Below are 21,675 nucleotides of genomic sequence, written 5' to 3'. Positions count from 1 at the left end.
AAAAACAAAAGTCAAAGATCTTGCTTAAAAAGTTAATAGATGTCGACTTTGTACCCGAAGGATTTTTGGCTCAGTTGGTTAGAGTCCCGCATGTGCGGGATTAATCATGGGGTCCTAGGTTCAAGTCCCGTACGTACGGGAGGAGCAAAACCTCAGAGAAATCTGAGGTTTTTTTTTTTCAAGAAGTGGATTTTTACTTATACATATTATATTCTTCAATTTTTGACAAATTCTACATTGGTTATTCAGCTGATCCATGGAGGAGGTTAGAGCAACACAATTCAGGTAGAGTTCATAAGTTTACCTCAAGTTATAGACCATGGGAACTTGCAGCAGTTTTTAAAATTGGAAGCGACAGATGTATGGCCATGAAAATCGAAAAATTCATAAAAAAACAAAAGTCAAAGATCTTGCTTAAAAAGTTAATAGATGTCGACTTTGTACCCGAAGGATTTTTGGCTCAGTTGGTTAGAGTCCCGCATGTGCGGGATTAATCATGGGGTCCTAGGTTCAAGTCTCGTACGTACGGGAGGAGCCAGTTTAAAAAAGAGGTCAGAAACGACCTCTTTTTTTGTTTTTAACCCCTCCAGTTTTATTTAAATAAGGTTTTTCTTCAAGGTATTAGTCTTGGCTACGTTTGTATAAAATAGTAGGTGGCACATCATTTGGGTCAATTTCCACAATTTTACCATTCCTTACGACAACCAATGGACTGTTGTTGGCTTTTTTGAATTCCACTAGCTTTCGGTACGCTTCTTCAAGGCCTTTAACTATTTTGTCCCGTTCCTCCTTTAAATGTTCCTTAGTCTCCATAATATTTTTGCTTTAAATCATTCCACAATTCCTTATTGTTTATCGAGATATTATTTACCCCACCTTCAGCTACTATCTCATATGTATCTCCAGAATTATTTACAAATAGCCAGTTGTCTACTTTAGGTAGAAATAATCGGAAAAAATTCTCAAGACCGCTTTTGTATCTTCTCCTAATAACATCTTCAGGTATATGATGCCCGCCTTCTTTTACTCGCCTTGCTACTCTTGAAACAGCCAAGTCATCTGAGTCTAACCAAAAAAACAAACAGGTAACCTGACAATTTAATTCCTTTGCTCTTTCAACAAATTGTACATAACTCCTTGTAGAAAGTGTCGTTTCAAAAGCAAAATTTTCCCCTGACTCTAATAACTTTTTGATTCTTTTCAGCATGAATCTACCAGCTTCAATGCCAGCTTTCTCTGGTTGGAATGGAGAGATTCCTTTTGCAATTTCATCCGCGTTCACAAATTCTTTACAGTCCAAGATTTCAGGCAAAATGGTATAGGAAGCAGTAGTTTTACCTGCTCCATTACAACCTGCTATGATGTAAAGTTTCTTCATTCAATACAAATATACACTTTACTGGTTAATCATCATTTTATCAAATCCTTGAAGATAATTTTAGATATCCACTTTATCTAGTCTTTAGTGTATTTGAATAGATAAATGCCTATCAAATTCCTTTTTCCAATTGTACATTTTAATTAAATCCCGAAAGAAGAATTGTTGCTTTAAATTATCGGAAGTTATGTGAAACAAATCATCATTTAGGTTTAATAAAGCAATTAAGTGATTGATTTTGAACATCTTTTAGTATGTATTACACCTTGCTTCAGTTGCAACTATCGTTGATAGAAGGAGCCAGTTCAAAAAAGCAGTCAGATGACTGCTTTTTTTGTTTTTATACCCTCCAGTCTCATTTAAACAAAGTTTTTGGATGAGTGCAGCTTTTTTTGACACGTGTATATTTATAAAAATCGAGTTACTACATATATCTTGACATAAATGATATTCAATTTGTCTTCAGGATCTAATTCAACAGTAAATTGAAAGAAGTTCGAATGCAATAGAATTTAACAATAGAAAATAATTACAATTTTCGTATCGTAATCAAATCTAAACGTATCAAATCGTATTATTGCCGTGATGGAGGTTTCAAATCAAAACCGTATATTTACGTATCAAATCGTAGCAATATGGATAACAGAGTGTATAATTTTAAACTAAATATTGATTGGAAACTAATTAATTTCATTAGTGATATAGATCGCTTTGATGCAAATTGGAAAGCAATTGAACGAAAAGAAGGGCAGAGTCTAAAAGAATTAAAAAGTATTGCTACAGTACGAAGCGTGGGAGCTTCAAACCGAATTGAAGGTAACAAAATGAGTGATGAAGAGGTAGATGTTTTACTTCAGAAAATTGATATAACAAAACTTACCGACAGGGATTCACAAGAAGTTGTTGGTTATTTTGAAGTCTTGGATTTGATTTCAGAATCGTACGAAAACATCGAGCTTACCGAAAACAACATCAAAAGTTTGCATAATGGTTTGATGAAATATAGTGTCAAAGACCAATGGCATAAAGGAAATTTTAAAGTACATAGCAACGCTGTTGAAGCGTCATTTCCTGACGGCACACAGCAAATAATTTCTCAAACAACCGAACCAGGGTTTGCTACAGATGATGCCATAAGAGATTTGATAAATTGGTGTAATTCAGAAACGGAAATACCCCCTTTAATTAGAATTGCTGTTTTTGTTTATGATTTTTTGAGTGTACACCCTTTTCAAGACGGAAATGGAAGGTTAAGCCGCTTGATTTCAACGTTATTATTACTCAAAAATGGATATAAATGGGTAGAATACGTAAGTTTTGAACACGAAATTGAAAATCGAAAAAACGAATATTATCAGGTTCTTAGAAGTTGTCAGGCACAACGGCCAAAAGAAAATGTTACCGTTTGGATACATTTCTTTTTAAGTTGCCTCTCTAATATTCAATCTCAACTTTTGACTAAATTGAATAAAAGCGGTTTAGAAACACAACTTTCAGCCAAGGAGAATTTAATCTATAGGATTATTCAAAATCGCCCAAACATCAAGTCAGGAGAAATTTCCGAAAAATTGGGGATACCATCACCAACCGTAAAACGTTTGCTATCAGAATTGATCGATAAAGGATTGATAGAAAAACTAGGTAGGGGGCGAAGTGTGAGTTACACGATAAAATAGAAAAAGTCCAACGTACTGGGACTATTTAAAAATCTTTACACCTTCTGCTGCTTCTGCCAAAAGGTTTTTTATTTCAAATTTCCCCACACTTCTATGAATCTATCTTCTGGGAAAAAAAATTTTCCCTTTATTGAAGTTGGGTATCTTTCAAACATTATTTCAAAATCTTCTGGAAGTTTCATTTGATTTCCTTCTGATTTTCGGTACGCTTTTGAATAGTTTAGATCCTCTTTTACCCTATTAAGAAAAGCAGTTGCTCCTTTGTCGGGTTTTTCTAGGTATCCAATATCTTCAACCTTTTCAAAATAATTTTCTGTATCAGCAAAGAATTTTGAAAGGTGTTTTTTTAGCTGATCGTGAAATATATTCATAAAGTGAATTTTATTATCAACTTGATAAGGACCAATCATAAAAATGACACGTGTTTTGGCATTACAGAAAATCAAATATTTTTTCCGGTCTAAGTAATAAATGTCTCCATACCAACAATATAAAGGATTGATTTTTTCGGCAACTACCTTTGGGGTTGTTTTATGAAAATTTTTCCCCAATAAAGGAGTCAATTTTTTGGATGAATAAATTGATAAAATAGCATTCATATTTTTTACTTTTAATTATCATATATATCCGCTTTCTTTCCCGTAACCATACAAATTGATTTTTTGAAAATCAATTTGTGCACTGATAACAAATCAACTGTTGACTTATAACGATTCTCCGAACGATTCCATGCGAAAACGTACTTTCTGTTGTCATTGTGGATAATCATATTGTCAAATCAGCCTACTCTCAGAATACAAGTCATATGCCGCCACCAAGAGTTGATGGTCGGGTGCTTGCCCATACCTAGCAAAGCGAAAGAGCTCACTTCTCTCTTCTGCATAAAAGGGTTTGTACATATCATCCAACTCATCCCAAATGACCATCAAGTAAGCGTAAGGGATCTTACTTTCCCGGCCTTTTTCCAGCCATTCGTCAAAAAGCGATTCATCAAGCGATTTTGGATAGTCCGAACCGTCAAACATATATTGTCTATTTTGGATGTGGTTGCCAAAGATAGGATATTTTTTAAATAGCCAAATTCAAGATTTGTTTGAGTATTGTATCTGTTCCAATATTATTTTATTAAAAATTTTTTTTTCTTCCAAAATAGACGTGAAAACTAGGTTAGCCAATTTGTGTAATGATGTGATTACCTATCACTTCCAATTTTTATTTTGATTAGTTATTTATTTTATCAATTCACAATAGAAAATAACGATTTCTAAGGCAAAACATAAGACTATACTTTTGTCTTTATTAATTACTTACCGGTTAATTTTAATAAAATAAGTATATGAAAAGATTAATTCTAGTATTCGCCTTGTTGGCAAGTTCTGTGCTGACAGCAGTGGCTCAAGAAAAAACTTCAGTGGACGGGTGGTCTGGAGCTACCAAAAAGAGTCCAAGTGTAGCTAAAGCCACTCAAAATGCTGAATGGTGGCCAAATCAACTCAATTTGTCTATTCTGAGACAAAACTCTGAGTTGTCAAATCCCCAAGGAAGAGATTTCAATTACATAGAAGAGTTCAACAGCTTGGACTATGAAGCCTTGAAGGCTGATTTGCGCACATTAATGACAGATTCACAAGATTGGTGGCCAGCAGATTTTGGACATTATGGTGGGTTGTTTATCAGAATGGCTTGGCATAGTGCAGGGACATACAGATCAGGTGATGGTCGTGGAGGTTCTCGCTCTGGGCAACAGCGATTTGCTCCATTGAATAGTTGGCCTGATAATGGGAATTTGGATAAAGCTAGAAGGCTTCTTTGGCCTATCAAGCAGAAGTATGGAAACAAAATTTCTTGGGCGGACTTGATGGTGCTTACTGGAAATGTCGCCTTGGAGTCTATGGGCTTTGAGACTTTTGGTTTTGCAGGAGGTAGAGAGGATGTGTACGAGCCAGAATTGGATGTTTATTGGGGGAAAGAAACTGTCTGGTTGGATGATAGCAAGCGCTATTCTGGAGATCGTAAATTGGAAAATCCTTTGGCAGCTGTTCAGATGGGTTTAATCTATGTCAATCCGGAAGGACCAAATGGTAATCCTGATCCTGTTTTGGCAGCCAAGGATATCAGAGAGACTTTTGGAAGGATGGGAATGAATGATGAGGAGACAGTTGCACTGATAGCTGGAGGGCATACCTTGGGCAAAACACACGGTGCTGGACCTGCAGACCATGTTGGTGCAGATCCTGAGTCTGCTCCGATAGAAGAGCAGGGATTTGGATGGAAGAGTTCTTACAAATCAGGCAAAGGTGCTGATGCAATTACATCAGGTCTTGAAGTGACTTGGACTTCTACACCTGCACAGTGGAGTCATGATTACCTTACTTTTTTGTTTAAGTACGAATGGGAATTGACAAAAAGTCCAGCTGGAGCACATCAGTGGGTAGCAAAAGACGCAGGAAATATAATCCCTGACGCATTTGACGCAGAGAAAAAACAACCGCCATATATGTTGACGACTGATTTATCCCTGAGATATGATCCGATCTATGAAGAGATCTCTAGAAGGTTCTTGGATGATCAGGATGCTTTCAATGATGCTTTTGCTCGTGCTTGGTTCAAATTGACACACAGGGACATGGGACCAAATACAACCTATTTAGGACCGGAGGCACCTACTGAAGATCTGATTTGGCAAGATCCAATTCCTGCAGTAAACCATCCTCTGGTGAGCTCAAGTGATATTTCAAATTTGAAAAACCAGATTTTGAATAGTGGTCTGTCGATTTCTGAGATGGTCTCTACAGCTTGGGCTTCTGCATCTACCTACAGAGGATCTGACAGAAGAGGAGGAGCTAATGGAGCTAGAATTCGCTTGGAACCAATGAGGAATTGGGAAGTGAACAACCCTTCTCAATTGGAAAAAGTATTGACTATTTTAGAGAAAATTCAGTCTGACTTCAATGCAAAATCAGGAGATAAAAAAGTTTCTTTGGCTGATTTGATTGTGCTTGCTGGAAATACGGGAGTTGAGAAGGCAGCTGAAAATGCTGGCTATAATCTTGAGATTCCTTTTGCACCTGGAAGAATGGATGCATCTGCTGAGCAAACTGATGTAGAGTCTTTTGAATTGCTAGAGCCTATGGCGGATGGATTTAGAAATTATCTAAAAACACAATACACAATAGCAACAGAAGAATTGTTGGTGGACAAAGCGCAACTGTTGACTTTGACTGCGCCTGAGATGACTGTTTTGGTAGGAGGGATGCGCTCTTTGCATGCTAACTACGATGGATCCAAGCACGGGATTTTCACTGAAGAGAAAGATGTATTGACAAATGATTTCTTCGTAAATCTTCTAGACATGGCTACCGAATGGAAAGCTGCTGACGATACAAAAGAAGTGTTTGAAGGGCGAGATAGAAAAACCGGAACTTTGAAATATACTGCTACAAGAGCAGATTTGATATTCGGTTCCAATTCAGAATTGAGAGCTTTGGCGGAAGTATATGCACAAGAAGACTACAAAGAAAAATTTGTAAAAGACTTTGCTGCAGCTTGGAACAAAGTTATGAATTTGGATAGGTTCGATTTGGTATACAAAAAGTAACTGATATGATTATCCGCAATGTTGCAAGTTGGGTAAGAAGAGGGTTTATGTGTTGCGGATTCTCGTCAACAGACAACTGTCAACAGTCAACAACAAAACCTCAAATCGTTCATCAAACAATCTATTGATTGGCTACGTGCAAGAAGGCGGATAGTCATAATAACTGATCTAATTTAGAAATTAAAAAGCCAGTTTTTTATGAAAACTGGCTTTTTAATTTTAATTCCGAATCTACACTTGTAGATTTAAGTTATTTGTTTACAAAATTGATAAAAATTTTGGCTCTTATTCCGTTTTTTGCAGTGATGATTTACTTCTTTAGTGAAAAAGTGCCAGCACAAAATCAACAAATAAGAACTATCAATTTCAATGCAGAAGTAGTAGAAAGACAAGTGAGTGATCTGGACATCTCTATAATAGCAGAGGGCAAAATTTTAATTGATGAGAAAATCTACCAAAAAGCTGAAGTTAATGATGTTTTGGACAAGGTAATTTTGGGAAATGATCTATCTACCGTCAATCTTAATGTGCAAAATGGCACACCAATGGGGGATATCTCAGACATGCAAAAGTTATTGGTTGAAAAAGGTGTAAGTCACATAGAAGTCAACATGTCGAGCGAAAGTAGAAATGTCCCAAATCTACTTCAGGATAAAGACAAAGCTACTTTTTACAAGGATGCGACTTTCAAAGTTATCGGAAAAGATGGATCGGAAACAACCAAGAGTTATGAAGAGCTCACTGAAAAAAAATGGACAATTACATTGAAGGAGGAGGGATGAAGATCAGGTTTTGTTTCAAGTCTCCCTTCTAAGCTTCTTTCTAGCAAAATACTGGGTTCTTTTGAAAAATTGACGAAAGCTGATGACGGAAAGAACCGAAATACAAGCTGATGTACCTAAAGCTCCACCAAAACCTTCAAAAAATGTACTAGAACGCAGATAGATTAAGCTAAAAATCAAGCCAGCAATTAGGATATATTTTGCCTGCTTGATTTTTTTTCTGGAACTCATACCTATAAATGTCCCCCCAATGCAGAGGTAAGGGATGTGTTGAAAAATATCTGGGAGATCATCAGCGAAAAGTTGATAAAGTCCTGTTACTACAAAAGTTAAAGCGGAAGAAATCAACACTGGATTCTCTGAATACTTTGTATGAAGCAAGTATGTAGCTAATGCGGAGAAAGTTCCGACGAAAACTATAAGTAACAAAAGCATCATAGGAAATTCAGACCAAAGTAAACACTGTAAGTAAGCACAACACCAATAAAAGCCAAAGTGCCAAGTTTGCCTCCGATCCCCACAAGGATAGGTTTGCTCAAAAAGTATAATAGACAAGTAAATGTGGCTGCAATCAGAATGAAAATAGGATCATTAGTGAAGTTCGTCATTCCTATAAATGCACCGCAATAAATAGGTGCTGGAAGAAGTTGGAAAAGAGGGTTTGATTTTTGGAATTTGGGAATAATAGCTCCGATCAATCCCATTCCTGCTGCCGAAAGCACAGGGTCAAAGCCTACCACCTGTAACCCATAAGTTCCCAAAGCTCCAAGATAGATAAAGGTACAATCCCACCATTTGGTAAAATCTATGTGATAATCTTTGGGGTAGGCTTGAAAAGAAGCTGCGATCAACAAAGCAAATAGGACTACAAATATCCATGCTTCCAACTCTTGGGCTTGCTCATAGACGATCATTCCCATAAAAAAACACTGAATGGAAAAGATCAGGAGGATGATGCTATATAATGCGGTAGTTCTCGACTTCATAATTGAAGTCGGCAAAGCTACTACATAAAAAAAGGTTTCACCAAAGTTTTTCGCTTCCAATAATCCAATCTGTGAAAAATCAACAGTTTGTTTCGTGATTTTTTGGAAGGAAATTAAATTGATGAAACCTCAAGGTGAATACCAAAAGTTAATTTCTAAAGCTTAATCGATTGGCTCTACTTTGTAAAGTGCGCCATCACTTTCATCTGTCAAGAGGTATAAGTTTCCATCTGGGCCTTGTCTGACATCACGAATTCTTCCAAGCTTTTTGGAGAAAAGAGCTTCTACAGATTTTACCTCGTTATTTTCTATTTCGATTCTATATACTTCCTCTTTGAGTAATGAGCCTGCAAATAGCGAATTGTTCCATTCAGTGATTTTTCCATCTTTAAAGAATGCCAATCCTGAAGGAGCCATGTTTTCCTCCCAAATATGTATCGGGGCAGTTACCCCAGGAGCTTCTTTTCCAAGTCCAATTTTTTCGTCTGTATCATATTCGGTCCCGAAAGTAACTTGTGGCCATCCATAATTTTTCCCCTTTTCTACCAAGTGCAAAAGGTCACCTCCGTTTGGTCCATGCTCTGTAGCCCAGATTTTGCCAGTATTCGGATCTTGTGCCATTCCTTGGTTGTTTCTATGACCAAAAGAGTAGATTTCCGGTCTTAAATTTCCAGGTGCTAAACCGATTAATGGATTTCCATCAGGGATTCCACCATCTTCTTTGATTCGGATGATTGAACCTGCCGGGTCAGTCAAGTCTTGTGAATTCCATCTCAATCCACGATCGCCTATAGAAAACAATACGGTGCCGTCACCGGGAAAGACGATCCTAGAGCCATAATGTCTTCCAGGGTTGGTTCTTGGTACTTGAGCATAGAGTGTTTCTACATCTGTCAATTTGTTGTTTGCAAGATCTATTTTTGCCCTTGCCAAAGCTGTTCCAGTACCATATTCAGAACCATCAGTCACTGAATCATCATCCCCAGGACTTGAATAAGTGAAATAAATCCATCCATTTTGGGCATAATCAGGGTGTACTACCAAGTCCAACAAGCCTCCTTGATTTCCTCCTTGCGGAGCAGTCAATTGGTCTTCATCAGTGTCAATTTTTGGCAATCCAGTTAGTTCTGTGATTTTTTTTCCATCGACGAGATAGAGCTTGCCTGGTCTTTCTGTCATGAGCATTTTTCCATCTGGAAGCCAAGATACTGCCCAAGGATGTTCCAATCCTGCCACTATTTTTGTGATTTTTACTTTTGCCTTTTCAGTCTGAATATTGTTTTCTACTACTTCTTCCACTGATTTTACTTGGGCAAAAAGAGATGAATTGATTCCAAATAGCGAGCATAAAAGCAGCAATTTTAAATTTTGAAAATTGAAGTGATCGTTCATATTTGTTGGTTTTGTGGTGATAAAATAATGGTGATATTTTTTGGGCTTGAAATGAATAAAAACAACAATTATATTTGATATAATTAATTTGATGATTTATTCAAAAAGAGTTTTATAATTATAATAATAGTATTTTACGTATAAAAAGTTGAATTGTTTGAAATTAATTTAGATAGCAATGTCATTAGAAGTATTCATGTAGATCTTAATAGTTTTTATAAAAGCCTATGAAAAAGGAATTATCTCAGCAAGAAAGTGAAACGCTTTTCAATATTTTGAAATCGCGGTTTGAAAAAAATATGCATCGTCATGAAGGTATAGATTGGGATCAAGTCCAGAAAAGACTTGAAATAAACCCAGAAAAATCTTGGTCAATCTATCAAATGGAGCTTACTGGGGGAGAGCCAGATGTGGTTGGTTTTGAAGAAGATGGTGGTTATGTTTTTTGTGATTTTGCAGCAGAAACACCAAAAGGCAGAAGAAGCGTTTGCTATGACCATGAAGCTTTGGAATCAAGAAAAACCCATAAGCCCAAAAATAGTGCTATGGGCATGGCAGAAGAAATGGGGATTGAACTTATGACTGAAGAGCAGTATTTGAAGCTGCAGCTGTATGGGAAGCTTGATACAAAAACATCCAGTTGGTTGGCTACCCCGTCTGAAATTCGGCAATTGGGAGGTGCTATATTCGGAGATTGGAGATTTGGCAGAGTATTCATCTATCACAATGGGGCAGACTCTTATTATGGAGTTAGAGGATTTCGAGGTATTATTAGGGTTTAAAAAACTTCATGCTTTTCAATATCCTGACAATTCTGTCATGCAAATTCAAACAAAAAACCTCTGCAAGCTCGGTGTATAGCTTTGCAGAGGTTTATAAGGATTTTAAATTTGGATTATATGATCAATCTTCTAGCTCTTTTTTTACGAGTTTCAATTCGTACAAAGTAACCATGTCAGGCTCGTATTCGAGCGCATTGACATTTTGATGTGCCCAAATTCTCCCTTTTTTGTCAACAAAAGATATTCTCCAAGCGTCAGGAAGAAGGAATGGCTTACTATAAGCGCCATTTTCTTCTCTGACAATTAACTTTGATTTATCTTTTTTCATGATTTGACTATACCTTTCCTGTTGATCTTCATTTGGTTCTGGCATTTGGTCAAGTTTTAAACCCGATCTATAAACTATCATAACTTGATCTTTGTGCATAAAAAGGTTAGATATTTGACCTGGTCGATCTTTTTCATTTTCTCGATCTTCTTCGCCACCTAGTGCAAATCCTTTGTCTAAAATAAAATTATCGAAAGGTATTTTCTCTGCTTTGAAGTTTTCTGGGTTTTTTAGGTCATATTCATAGTACATGCTATCATGTGTATGTGCAAAATGGATCAAACCATCACCAACTTGAAAAGTTGGTTTGATTGTGTTATAAGCTGTTTGTGACTCAAAGTATCTGCTTCTCTTATGAAATGGTATGATTGGTTCGTAGGTTTCTTCTTCAGTATCTATAAAATCAAAAGTGTTGTATTCAAGGAAATATTTGGCATCATTGCTATTCAATTCTGTTTGAGCACCTATGATGTAGGCTACATATTTGATCTTCCCGTCAATCTCTATGGGTTGAAGATGGTCATACCCAATAAATAGCATGTAGATGAAATTATTCGAATATGGCTGTTTGATACTTTTCTTGAGGTTAAACTCCAGGTCATATAAGTTCATTTTGTTCATTCCTGTAATTGCGATTTGATCTTTATAGACAGATCCACCTAGAGGAAATTGACCATAAGAATCTGGTGAGTCCATGGGTTTTTTGAATTCAGAAACTATTTCCCCTTCTCTATTGACCAATAGAAGCTCGTTGAATTCCGCTCCAGAAAAAAGAAAATGGTCATTTTCAGAATCTACACTCAGCAGTTGAGGATTTCCCAAAAAATCTATCATCAATGAATCTACAATCTCCAGCTCGTAACTGAAATCCCTATTGCTTACTTCTTCTGTTTGGTTGCTACAAGAATAAAAGAATAGCAAAATGCCACTTAACAAGTAAATTGATTTATTCATTTTTTAGACTTCAGTTTTGTTTTAAATATCAACTCGTAATCCAATTCTTCTTCTTTGTTATAGCTAAGCCAAAAATTGCCTTCACTATCAATGAATTCAATGCTTCGGGTTCTTTTTGGAAACTCCAATGGCTTAAGTTGCCCGTTTTTATCCAGTACAGCGTATGCACTTTGGTTTGCTTTGAAAATGCCCGAAATCATCTCGTTAAAATCGGTGTATTCTTCCTTTATCTTTTCATATTCAGCATCAGATACTCCTTTGGTATAGTTGATGAAAATCAATTCATTATGTACAAAAAAATTGTCGATAGTACCATAAGTGAAGTCTTTCGGATTGATTCCGAAACTTTTATCATCTACTTCACTAGGGCTCATTCCTTCTTTTTCTATGAATTTGCTAAAATTTATGTTAATTTCTTCCAATGGAGTACTTAAGTTATCAATGTCATAAATCCAAAGCTTTGGCTCGTTTTTGAAAGCGAGATAAAGTTTCCCATTACTGATGGTCATCGCGGGCATTGTAGTCAAGACAGTATGGATTTTTTCTGGATTCTTGTATTTTGAACCATCGGGAAAAGGAAGTGCTGCTTCGAAACCACCTTCTTTCAAATCAGCAATTTCCAATTGGTTTGCAGTTGGACTTACATAAAAAGAACTATTGTTTTCTCTTCCCAAATAGTAGATCAAAGCCTTATCCTCATTCAAAAATTGGAGAGTTTTGGCGTTGGATATAGAAAGCGAAATAGAAACGGTGAAATCAGGTTTTGCTGTTCTTGTCAATTCGCCATCAAAGCTGAATGAATAAACTCCTTTTTTACCTAGGATCGCCCATTCATCTGCTCTGACAAACTGAGGTCTTGAAATAGGGTTGCTTCCGATAGCATCTGGTTGGTCTCCTGATTTATTGAATTTTCCCAAAACTTCCCCTTCAGAAGAAAGTAACAGTATGTCAGATGTTTGGTTGTCATAAGCAAGCATATGCTTTCCATCTTTGCTGATGTCAGACCAACTCATTGATCCCAAATAATCTACCATCACAGAGTCTTGGATTTCGAATTCAAAAGATGAAGCGTCTTGGATTGAAGCCTCTTCTGTTTTCTTCTCTCCACAAGATTGAAAAGTAAGAATCGCAATGATTCCTAATGAAAAGGAAAGGGAAATGAGTTTGATTTTTGGTTTAATCATAATCGATTTTGATTTTATAAATGGTGAAATAATCTTCTTCTATATCCATATCTTGGGCTTTGCCTGGAGCAGATAGGAATTAGCTATATCAGAACTGTTAATTGTGCAAAGCTTGTAGCATGCCTAATTAAGTATCATATTTAATAAAAAATAAATTTAGTTAAAAAAGTAATTAAACCAAGTGAATTACAACAATCAGAATTCTTTTTCCAGTTGTTTTCTTAGCCTATCTTCCTGCATCATACGCGTATCCAACTCTTGTGCATAAGTTCTACCTTGCTTGAAACCATACAATGTGTAGGATTTTCCAGCCCAATTTTTAGCAGCTTCTAAGTCGCCAAGGACTTCGTAGCCAACAGCGATATTGTAGCAAAGTCTAGCGGCAGTTTTATCTTCAAGAACATCAATTAGTCCTTCTTCCCAAGTTTGGATAGCATTCTCCCATTCATTGACTTCAGCCATTCTTGCACCTATCGCTAGCGATTGGTTGTCCTTTGGTTTTTGAAAAAGTGTCCTATTGATGCTCAAATACATCGGGGCAATTCTACGTGCATAGCTTGCTCCGGCGATTTGCCCCACATACTGGGTTGCTTTGACTTTGTCTATCATCAGCGCAAGCGCTTGTGTTTTATTCTCTGCCTCTGCTGACCAAAGATTTGTTTTTTCGAAATCTTGTTGATCAGAAATGTTTTTGCTTTTCGGGTCATAAAGCCTAAACCCAACCTTTACCGAAGCAATTCCTTCAGCATACACTCCCTGAACTTCCACTTGTCGTGCATTTCTTCCTTCACCTTCGATTTTCTTGATCAGTTGCTTTTTGTCAGTAACTACAAAGTCTGAACTGAATTTTTCCAATGAAAGCACTGCATCGACATCATATGCATTGCAAAGCTCTTCGATTTGTCTCCAAGTTAGTGGGGTAGGGAATGTTTGGGAAAAAAGGCCGCCTCTAAGCCTTTCACGTGCTCTGATTACTTCAAATCTCGGTGATGTATTCAGCTCTTGTTGTAATTTAACGATGGTAGATTCTACAGCATTTTTCACTTCAAAAGGTGCTTCCCCCGTAAGGATACCCTCAATAACAGAAAACCCTTCGTTTTGCGGAGCAGTTCTATCCACAATCAAAAGCCTTTGAACGTAAATAGGTACATTGATTTCGGCAGGCATCAACCTGCTCATGGTGACGTTTTTGGTGCAAGATGTTGTAGAGATCAGCACTGAAAGTAATAAAATGAAAAATAAGTGTTTGACTTTGAAGTCTGCCATAATTGAAGTATTCATATCCCAAAATTAAAAAAGCCTCTGCAATGCAAAGGCTTTTTTAAGAAATATATTTTATGAATTGGAACGAATGATATTAGCTTCTTCATCCCATTGAGCTAGTTCACCTCTTTCCTCAGGTTTGAGATATGTGTCAAGATATTTTTCAGGGAGCTCAAAACCATGTTTTTTCATGACTTCAGCTGGCACCCCATCCCAAATATTTGGGGTGTTTCCTATATAACCCAAATTTTTGAACCCGGCTTCTGTTGTAAAATAACCTGTTGCAGCAAGGTTTCTGAGCATGTTGAAAAATTTCACACCGCCCTCCATGTCTTGCTTTGCTTTGTCTGGCCATGCGATTTGATCTATGATTTCCATTTTTTCAGACTTACTCAGTGCCATGAATACTTTACCGTAATTATCTTCACTATGATGGTCTAGCCACATCAATCCACCTCGCATTGGTGTTTGGTAGGCTGGGTAGTCTTTCATCATAAACTCTATAAAATCAACAACGCCAGCCTCAGTGGCGCTTGGAGAATCTGAATCGGCAGGAATGATTATATCGACAAGCACATCGAGTTTTTTTCTTTCATCTTCATTTAGAAAAGTTTCCGACAAAAGTTTTTGATCAATCAATTTCTCCTCTTCAGTTCTTCCACCTACGGTTCCACCTTCGATTCTTGGAGTATATTCTAGTTTATTGTCCTCAGGGGCACAGTTGGTCAATAAGAATCCAGATGCCAATGTACCAGTAAATAAAAGCTTAAGGTTTTCTCTTCTGTTCATAATACTGATATTAGATGTTTTTCTTTTTCAATTCTGACACGATAAAATCGGATGTTCTCCAGCTCAAGGCCAAAATAGTCCAAGTAGGGTTTTTGTCAGCTTGTGATACAAATGGCCCTGCATCTACTACAAAAAGATTGTCGCAATCATGTGCCTGACAGTTGCTGTTTAATACCGATGTAGCTGGATTATTTCCCATTCTGGTAGTTCCCACTTCGTGGATGATCCTCCCTGGTGTTGCCAATCCGTATTTGGTTTCAGGTCCTGGCTTTTCACCCATGAGTACAGCTCCTGCATTGGTCAGGATTTCTTCAAAAGTATCGTGCATGTGTTTGGCTTGCTTGATTTCATGTTCAGTCCATTGATAGTGGAATTTCAGTACAGGAATACCATATTTGTCTACAACATTTGGGTCGATCTCGCAATAATTGTGATACATCGGAATACTTTCACCTCTTCCGGACATGCCAAGTGTTGAGCCTTGAATTCGTCGGATGTCCTTTTTCAATCCTTCTCCATATCCGCCATTTGGACTAGGGTTCCCAAATTCGTCTTTGACAAATTTGCGCATGGTATCCATAGAAAAACCTACTCCATAAGATGGCATTCCCATTCCTCCCCAGTATTCGATATGATATCCTCTTGCAAAGTCGAGCTTTTTATTGTCCAGCCACCATGGGGTATATACATGCATGCCGCCCACTCCATCTTCATTGTATCTTTCCCTGTCGATTAGGTCTGGCAAAATCCCCATTCTATCAGCTCCAGTGGAGTCATGGAGATATCTACCTACCATTCCGCTGCTGTTCCCAATTCCATCTGGATGGGATTTGGATTTTGAATTAAGCATTATCCTTGCCGATTCACAAGCTGACGCTCCAAGTACAACCACCCTGGCTTTGAGCTTGTATTCTTTCATATCCACTTTGCTGATAAAAGAGACTCCATTGGCTTTGCCAGAATCATCAGTGGTTACTTTTCTTACCATTGAATTGGTGTAGAGATCGACCTTTCCCTTTTTCATCGCAGGATGGACGAGGCAAGTGCCAGATGAAAAATCTGCATAAGCCTGACATGCCCTGTTGCATTGTCTGCAGAAAAAACAAACTCCTCTATCATTATTGATAGGTTTTGTAAGTACAGATAATCGGGATGGGATTACAGGAATGCTGGCTTTTTTTGCTCCCTTCATCATAAACAGTTCGTGTAATCTTGGTTTTGGTGGAGGAAGAAAGAACCCATCCGGCTCATTGAAAATACCCTCTTTTGAGCCAAAAACCCCAATCAATTTATCGACTTTGTCGTAATATGGCTTTAAATCGTCGTAGCCAATTGGCCAGTCATGTCCTAAGCCGTCTATACTTGCTCTTTTGAAATCATTCGGGCCAAATCTTAAGGATATTCTACCCCAGTGGTTCGTACGTCCACCGACCATTCTGGATCTGAACCAGTCGAAGCTCGTATCTTTTCCTTTTGTATAAGGTTCACCTTCTATGTCCCAGCCACCTATAGCCGCATCAAAATCCCCAAATGGCCTTATCCGTGTTCCATTGCCTCTTCTTGGGGATTCCCATGGGTAGCGCAATTGGGTTCTGTCTTCATCTTTTGCAGGGTCAAAATCACCGCCAGCCTCTATCACTGCTACGGCTAATCCTGCTTCGGATAAAATTTTGGAGGCCATACCACCTCCTGCTCCAGAGCCCACGATGATTACGTCATACGGCTCTGATGAAGATTTGATTTCAATACTCATAAAAGGTTATTTTTGATTATTTGGATAGTAAGTTTGTTAAAAAAAATTGAAAAGAAAAAAAAGTTATGATAAAAATTTTAGAAAGGTAAAATAGGGGATTTATTTCAGTTCCCATTGTTATTGGAATTGAAATAAATTGCGAAAGCTGTGAGTTTAGTTGATTGGTTAAGTTTGAAAAAGTTAATTGGTGATTTTAAGGATTGATTTATTAATGTTATAAAGATGTCATATTCTGAATCTACAGCTATTATCTCATTCCCAAGTTACCAAGCTCACTAATCCTCATAATTTTCATAAATCATTTTCTCAATGTATGGCCAAATTGTTTCAAATACAATCAAATGTCCCTCTTCAGTAGGATGGATGCCATCTGGAAGATTGAGGTCAGGATCTCCTGCAACCCCCTCAAGTAAGAAAGGAATCAAAGTAACATCTTCCTCTTGAGCTACCTCAGGATAAAGTTTTTTGAAATTTTCGGTGTATTCCTGTCCCATGTTTGGTGGGATTTGCATCCCTGCAAGTACGATGTTCGTTTCTGGATATTTACTCCTTACAAGTTGAATGATTGACTTTAAGTTCTTTTTTGTTTCTGACAAATCAATTCCTCTCAACCCATCATTTCCTCCCAATTCCAAAACAAATAAAGCCGGCTCCTCTTCCAAAAACCAATCGAGTCTGCTCAATCCACTTGCTGTGGTTTCTCCGCTCAATCCACCATTGATGACACGATAATCCAATTCTAAACTGTCAATTCTGGCAGCGACCAATCCTGGAAAAGCATCATCTTCATCTATCCCGTACCCTGCAGAAAGGCTATTTCCGAAAAAAAGGATCAGTTTTTTAGACACAGGTTTAGATGCTGTTTCTATTTCTTGAGTAGTATCAGTTTTCTCCTCCTTTGATGAATTGCAAGAAAAGGTTGTAAGCGCTAATATTAAAAAGAAGCTTTGAAAATATGTTTTCATTGTATGTGTTGATTTTTAAACGATGGTTAGCAAAAGTACAATTTCTCAATCAAATGTTTATTTGCTAATTTTTTTTCCGATTAATTAGATGTCTTCTTTTAGATTTTTTTTTTATTCATCCGTATGTAGACCATTCTTACCTACAATTTGTTAACTTTCTGAATTAAAATACCCTTAATATATGAGCATTCTTAGTGTCAAAGATGTTTCCAAAACTTATCAAAGTGGAAACAGAAGGTTAACTGTCCTCGATCAGGTGAATTTCGATATTCAAGCAGGTGAAAGTATTGCCATTGTTGGACCATCTGGTTCTGGCAAGACAACTTTACTTGGGCTTTGTGCAGGCTTGGACTCGTCATCCACTGGCTCAGTGATACTCAACGGGAATGCCTTTGAGAAGTTGAGCGAAGATCAGCGAGCAGCAGCAAGAAGTAGGGATGTGGGATTTATTTTTCAGAATTTCCAACTGCTTCCGACACTTACTGCATTGGAAAATGTAATGGTTCCCCTCGAACTCAAAAAGCGAAAGGATGCTAAAGAAAGAGCTTTGGAGCTTTTGGAAAAGGTGGGTTTGAAAGATCGTGTAACGCATTATCCGACCCAATTGTCAGGAGGAGAACAGCAACGGGTGTCTATCGCAAGGGCATTTGCCAATGAGCCAAAAATACTTTTTGCCGATGAGCCAACTGGAAACTTGGACACAGAAACAGGAGAGATGATTGAAGACCTGATTTTTAATCTCAATAAAGAAAAAGGTACAACCTTAATTTTGGTGACCCATGATCCAGAGTTGGCCAAAAGAACAGATAGAATAATCAATATCAAGGGCGGAAAAATTCAAGAGGAAATACATGGGTAATATAGCTTGGGTTTTGAAAATGGCAATTAGGGACTTTAGAAAGAATTTTTCCCGACTATTGCTATTTGTCTCTTCAATGGTAATCGGTATTGCTGCATTGGTAGGGATAAGTTCTTTTGGTGATAATCTAAAAAATGACATTGAAAATCAATCCAAAGAACTGGTAGGTGCCGATTTGGTTTTGGATAATAGCACTCCTCTAGGTAGTCAGCCAACAGATTCCATTGCATTGGCACAAGCTGACGAAATCAATTTCGCCAGCATGGTGGCATTTCCATCGAGTGGAGAAAGTAGATTGACCCAGGTACGGGTTTTGGAAGGTGATTTTCCTTTTTATGGCAAACTTGAAACTCTCCCTGTGGAGGCAGAGAGCACATTCAGGGCAGGTGGAAGAAAGGCTTTGGTAGAAAAAATACTAATGGCACAATTCAATGCCGTTGTAGGGGATAGTATAAAAGTAGGAGATGTCACTTTTGTGATCGAAGGGGAGTTGCAAAAAGTCCCAGGACAAACTGGAATAGCTGCAACAGTGGCACCTGCTGTTTATATTCCAATGGAATATGCCCAAGAAACTGGTTTGATTCAGTTTGGAAGCCGCTTGAAATATCTTCGTTATTATCAGTTGTCCGATGATGTCAATCCGGATGAGCTTGTTGAGCGCTATGGTGAGCAATGGCAGGAGGACAGGATTGATGCAGATACGGTCGAAGATCGAAGGAGACAGACAGGCAGATCCTTTGATAATCTTACCAACTTCCTAAGTTTGGTTGCATTTATCGCCCTTTTGCTTGGATGTGTTGGGGTAGCAAGTGCGGTCAATGTTTTTGTGAAGGAAAAATTGGCATCTGTAGCCGTACTCAGATGTTTGGGTGTGTCAGCCTGGGATGCAATGAAGATTTATTTGTTCCAGATTCTATTGATGGGCTTAGTAGGTTCGGTTATTGGATCATTTTTGGGTACAGCTTTGCAATTTGTATTACCGACGGTTTTCAAAGATTTTCTTCCTGTGGAGGTAAGCATGGCTGTTTCTTGGTCAAGTGTTGGCTTTGGAATCCTTACAGGGCTAATAGTGGCATTTCTTTTTGCCCTTTTGCCTTTGTTGAAGATGAGAAAAGTCTCTCCAATGGCTACCTTGAGACCTGAAGAAGGAGAAACTACCCTCAAAAAAGATCCATTAAGATGGGCTGTGATTTTGGGAATACTATTGTTTATATTTGGATTTAGCTATATCCTATTGGATGGTTGGAAAGCGGCTTTGGGTTTCACAGGATTTGTAGTTTTTGCATTTGCAGCGCTTTGGGCAGTGGCAATTGGGATCATGTGGGTTATTAAAAGATTTTTGCCAATTAGCTTGAATTATCCGATCAGGCAGGCTTTGGCCAATTTATACCGACCGAATAACCAAACAGTTTCCTTGATTGCCACCATAGGTTTGGGAACAGCGATGATCAGTACACTGTTTTTTATTCAAGGACAGCTATTGGACGAAGCGAAATTTGCTGACAAAGAAGATCAACCTAATATGCTTCTTTTTGATATTCAGGATTATCAAGTTGATTCAGTCATAACTAGCGTCAAAAATAGAGACTTACCAATATTGCAGCAAGTACCTATCGTTACCATGGCCCTTGAATCAATCAATGGAATGACCAAAAAAGGGAATGATACCCTTCCTGATGAAGAAAAAAGATCGAGAGGTTTATACAACAGAGAGTTTAGGGTTACCTACAGAGACACTTTGATTTCTTCTGAGCGACTATTGAAAGGGAAATTGAGAAAAGTGGAAAATCCAGGGGATTCTATTTTTGTATCTTTTGACCAAGGTTACGCTATGAGGACAGGATTGAATGTTGGAGATGAAATCATCTTTAATGTCCAGGGCAGACCAATCAAGACCTACATTGGAAGTTTCAGAGATGTGAAGTTTAATCAAGTTTCAACCAATTTCCTGGTATTGTTTCCGGAAGGAGTTCTTAATAATGCCCCAAAATTTCATGTTGTCATCACCAAAACCAAAAATGATCGTCAATCTGCTGATATGCAAGCGGAAATTGTTAGGAAATACCCAAATATTTCTGTCATCAATTTAGGGGCAATTGTAGAAACACTGGAAGAAATTCTTGGTAAAATCAGCTTTGTGATTCAATTTATGGCATTTTTCAGCATTGCTACTGGGATATTGGTGTTGATCAGTTCTTTGATTATCAGCAAATACCAAAGAATGAGGGAGAGTATTTTATTACGAACCTTAGGAGCCGATAGTGGTGTAGTAGGGAAAATCAATACAATGGAGTATTTCTTTTTGGGATCACTCGCATCCTTAAGTGGAATTGTTTTATCATTCTTAGCAACATACCTTTTGAGTAAATTTGTATTTCAATTACCATTTAGAGGACCTTACCTTGAAGCTTTCATGGTTTACTTGTGCATTACAATCTTGACAATAATCCTAGGTTGGCTCAATGGCCGAAAAATAATCAAAAAAGCACCAATGGAGATTTTGAGGGGGTAGTGGAGAGGAGAGATGCTAGAGGCAAGAATCGAGAGAAGGGTGACACAAGACACAAGACTCAAGACTCAAGACTCAAGATAGCCCTGAAAGGGCTTATGATCCAAGCATCGGGTCATGACCCGATGTCTAAAAAGATTTCAGTTGAACGTTTGCCCTGAAAAGCCTGTCCCGCATCCTTATCGGGAGGCAATTGAATGGCTATCGGAAATAAAGAGAAATCAATAAAAAAGTGTCAAGTAATTTCAGGACGCGACAGGGAAGACGCGACAAAGAAGCGAGCCAGAAGCAAGACGCAATTAACGAGGTTAAAACCACAAAGTGCCCGCCTGCTGCAGGCAGGGTTAAACTTTAAATACTTGTCCGCCGTGGCGGAACCCCGGGTCATAACCCGGGGATAAATGATAATCAAGGAAACAACAACCCCGAAGCGGGTTGAATTCCTCTATTTTAAATAAAAAAAAGTGTCAACCATTT

20 protein-coding genes are annotated in these 21,675 nt (G+C 37.8%); 7 read left to right on the top strand and 13 right to left on the bottom strand.

What is annotated here, in order from left to right:
• Window positions 1–185 precede the first annotated feature (185 nt).
• Window positions 186–494, top strand: coding sequence for a GIY-YIG nuclease family protein (locus MM236_RS09955; RefSeq protein ID WP_241274827.1), 309 nt, complete (start codon window positions 186–188; stop codon window positions 492–494).
• Between the two features lie 127 nt (window positions 495–621).
• On the opposite strand, the gene MM236_RS09950 is transcribed toward MM236_RS09955, so the two are convergent.
• Window positions 622–813 (bottom strand): DUF8506 family protein, encoded by a 192-nt coding sequence (locus MM236_RS09950; protein WP_241274826.1) that lies wholly within the window; start codon window positions 811–813, stop codon window positions 622–624.
• Complete coding sequence (locus MM236_RS09945) at window positions 803–1,378, bottom strand: ATPase (RefSeq protein ID WP_241274825.1); 576 nt, start codon at window positions 1,376–1,378, stop codon at window positions 803–805. Before MM236_RS09945 ends, MM236_RS09950 begins: the two co-directional genes overlap by 11 nt.
• Before the next feature lie 647 nt (window positions 1,379–2,025).
• Between MM236_RS09945 and MM236_RS09940 the strand changes: the two genes are divergently transcribed.
• On the top strand, window positions 2,026–3,054 hold the full coding sequence (locus MM236_RS09940) for a Fic family protein (RefSeq protein WP_241274824.1): 1,029 nt from the start codon (window positions 2,026–2,028) through the stop codon (window positions 3,052–3,054).
• Window positions 3,055–3,122: 68 nt separating this feature from the next.
• Here MM236_RS09940 and MM236_RS09935 read toward each other — a convergent pair whose 3' ends face one another.
• Window positions 3,123–3,653: a DUF6933 domain-containing protein gene (locus tag MM236_RS09935; RefSeq protein WP_439648017.1), complete on the bottom strand. Its 531-nt coding sequence runs from the start codon at window positions 3,651–3,653 to the stop codon at window positions 3,123–3,125.
• A 174-nt stretch (window positions 3,654–3,827) separates the two neighbouring features.
• Window positions 3,828–4,079, bottom strand: coding sequence for a hypothetical protein (locus tag MM236_RS09930; protein WP_241274822.1), 252 nt, complete (start codon window positions 4,077–4,079; stop codon window positions 3,828–3,830).
• Between the two features lie 311 nt (window positions 4,080–4,390).
• Between MM236_RS09930 and katG the strand changes: the two genes are divergently transcribed.
• Both katG and MM236_RS09920 read left to right on the top strand, forming a co-directional pair.
• Window positions 4,391–6,652 (top strand): catalase/peroxidase HPI, encoded by a 2,262-nt coding sequence (gene katG / locus MM236_RS09925; RefSeq protein WP_241274821.1) that lies wholly within the window; start codon window positions 4,391–4,393, stop codon window positions 6,650–6,652.
• Between the two features lie 278 nt (window positions 6,653–6,930).
• Complete coding sequence (locus tag MM236_RS09920; RefSeq protein WP_241274820.1) at window positions 6,931–7,434, top strand: hypothetical protein; 504 nt, start codon at window positions 6,931–6,933, stop codon at window positions 7,432–7,434.
• 15 nt (window positions 7,435–7,449) lie between these two features.
• Here the strand turns inward: MM236_RS09920 and MM236_RS09915 are convergent, their stop codons facing one another.
• From MM236_RS09915 to MM236_RS09905, 3 genes are all read right to left on the bottom strand, one after another.
• Window positions 7,450–7,872 (bottom strand): hypothetical protein, encoded by a 423-nt coding sequence (locus MM236_RS09915; protein WP_241274819.1) that lies wholly within the window; start codon window positions 7,870–7,872, stop codon window positions 7,450–7,452.
• The gene (locus MM236_RS09910; RefSeq protein WP_241274818.1) at window positions 7,869–8,420 is read right to left on the bottom strand and encodes a hypothetical protein; all 552 of its coding nucleotides are present in this window, start codon (window positions 8,418–8,420) and stop codon (window positions 7,869–7,871) included. The genes MM236_RS09915 and MM236_RS09910 overlap by 4 nt, the downstream gene beginning before the upstream one ends.
• A gap of 162 nt (window positions 8,421–8,582) precedes the next feature.
• On the bottom strand, window positions 8,583–9,812 hold the full coding sequence (locus MM236_RS09905; protein ID WP_241274817.1) for a PQQ-dependent sugar dehydrogenase: 1,230 nt from the start codon (window positions 9,810–9,812) through the stop codon (window positions 8,583–8,585).
• Between the two features lie 227 nt (window positions 9,813–10,039).
• On the opposite strand from MM236_RS09905, the gene MM236_RS09900 reads away from it, so the two are divergent.
• Window positions 10,040–10,594 carry a DUF4256 domain-containing protein gene (locus MM236_RS09900; protein WP_241274816.1) on the top strand — a complete coding sequence of 185 codons (555 nt, stop codon included), beginning with the start codon at window positions 10,040–10,042 and terminating at the stop codon, window positions 10,592–10,594.
• Window positions 10,595–10,715: 121 nt separating this feature from the next.
• Here the strand turns inward: MM236_RS09900 and MM236_RS09895 are convergent, their stop codons facing one another.
• The 6 genes from MM236_RS09895 to MM236_RS09870 form a co-directional block, all read right to left on the bottom strand.
• Window positions 10,716–11,876 carry a hypothetical protein gene (locus MM236_RS09895; RefSeq protein ID WP_241274815.1) on the bottom strand — a complete coding sequence of 387 codons (1,161 nt, stop codon included), beginning with the start codon at window positions 11,874–11,876 and terminating at the stop codon, window positions 10,716–10,718.
• Window positions 11,873–13,060: a hypothetical protein gene (locus MM236_RS09890; RefSeq protein ID WP_241274814.1), complete on the bottom strand. Its 1,188-nt coding sequence runs from the start codon at window positions 13,058–13,060 to the stop codon at window positions 11,873–11,875. The genes MM236_RS09895 and MM236_RS09890 overlap by 4 nt, the downstream gene beginning before the upstream one ends.
• Before the next feature lie 195 nt (window positions 13,061–13,255).
• On the bottom strand, window positions 13,256–14,341 hold the full coding sequence (locus MM236_RS09885) for a DUF6340 family protein (protein ID WP_241274813.1): 1,086 nt from the start codon (window positions 14,339–14,341) through the stop codon (window positions 13,256–13,258).
• Window positions 14,342–14,395: 54 nt separating this feature from the next.
• A complete protein-coding gene (locus MM236_RS09880) occupies window positions 14,396–15,112 on the bottom strand; it encodes a gluconate 2-dehydrogenase subunit 3 family protein (RefSeq protein WP_241274812.1) in 717 nt (238 codons plus the stop codon).
• A gap of 10 nt (window positions 15,113–15,122) precedes the next feature.
• Window positions 15,123–16,865 carry a GMC oxidoreductase gene (locus tag MM236_RS09875; protein ID WP_241274811.1) on the bottom strand — a complete coding sequence of 581 codons (1,743 nt, stop codon included), beginning with the start codon at window positions 16,863–16,865 and terminating at the stop codon, window positions 15,123–15,125.
• A 275-nt stretch (window positions 16,866–17,140) separates the two neighbouring features.
• Entirely contained in the window at window positions 17,141–17,830 is a 690-nt protein-coding gene (locus MM236_RS09870) for an arylesterase (RefSeq protein ID WP_241274810.1), read from the bottom strand.
• A gap of 181 nt (window positions 17,831–18,011) precedes the next feature.
• On the opposite strand from MM236_RS09870, the gene MM236_RS09865 reads away from it, so the two are divergent.
• Window positions 18,012–18,689 carry an ABC transporter ATP-binding protein gene (locus MM236_RS09865; RefSeq protein ID WP_241274809.1) on the top strand — a complete coding sequence of 226 codons (678 nt, stop codon included), beginning with the start codon at window positions 18,012–18,014 and terminating at the stop codon, window positions 18,687–18,689.
• On the top strand, window positions 18,682–21,201 hold the full coding sequence (locus MM236_RS09860) for an ABC transporter permease (protein ID WP_241274808.1): 2,520 nt from the start codon (window positions 18,682–18,684) through the stop codon (window positions 21,199–21,201). Before MM236_RS09865 ends, MM236_RS09860 begins: the two co-directional genes overlap by 8 nt.
• Window positions 21,202–21,675 lie beyond the last annotated feature (474 nt).

This window comes from Belliella calami (assembly GCF_022549695.1).
Lineage (GTDB): Bacteria > Bacteroidota > Bacteroidia > Cytophagales > Cyclobacteriaceae > Belliella > Belliella calami.
The sequence above is the reverse complement of the archived record's forward strand: the minus strand, read 5'-3'. Positions and strand labels throughout refer to the sequence as shown.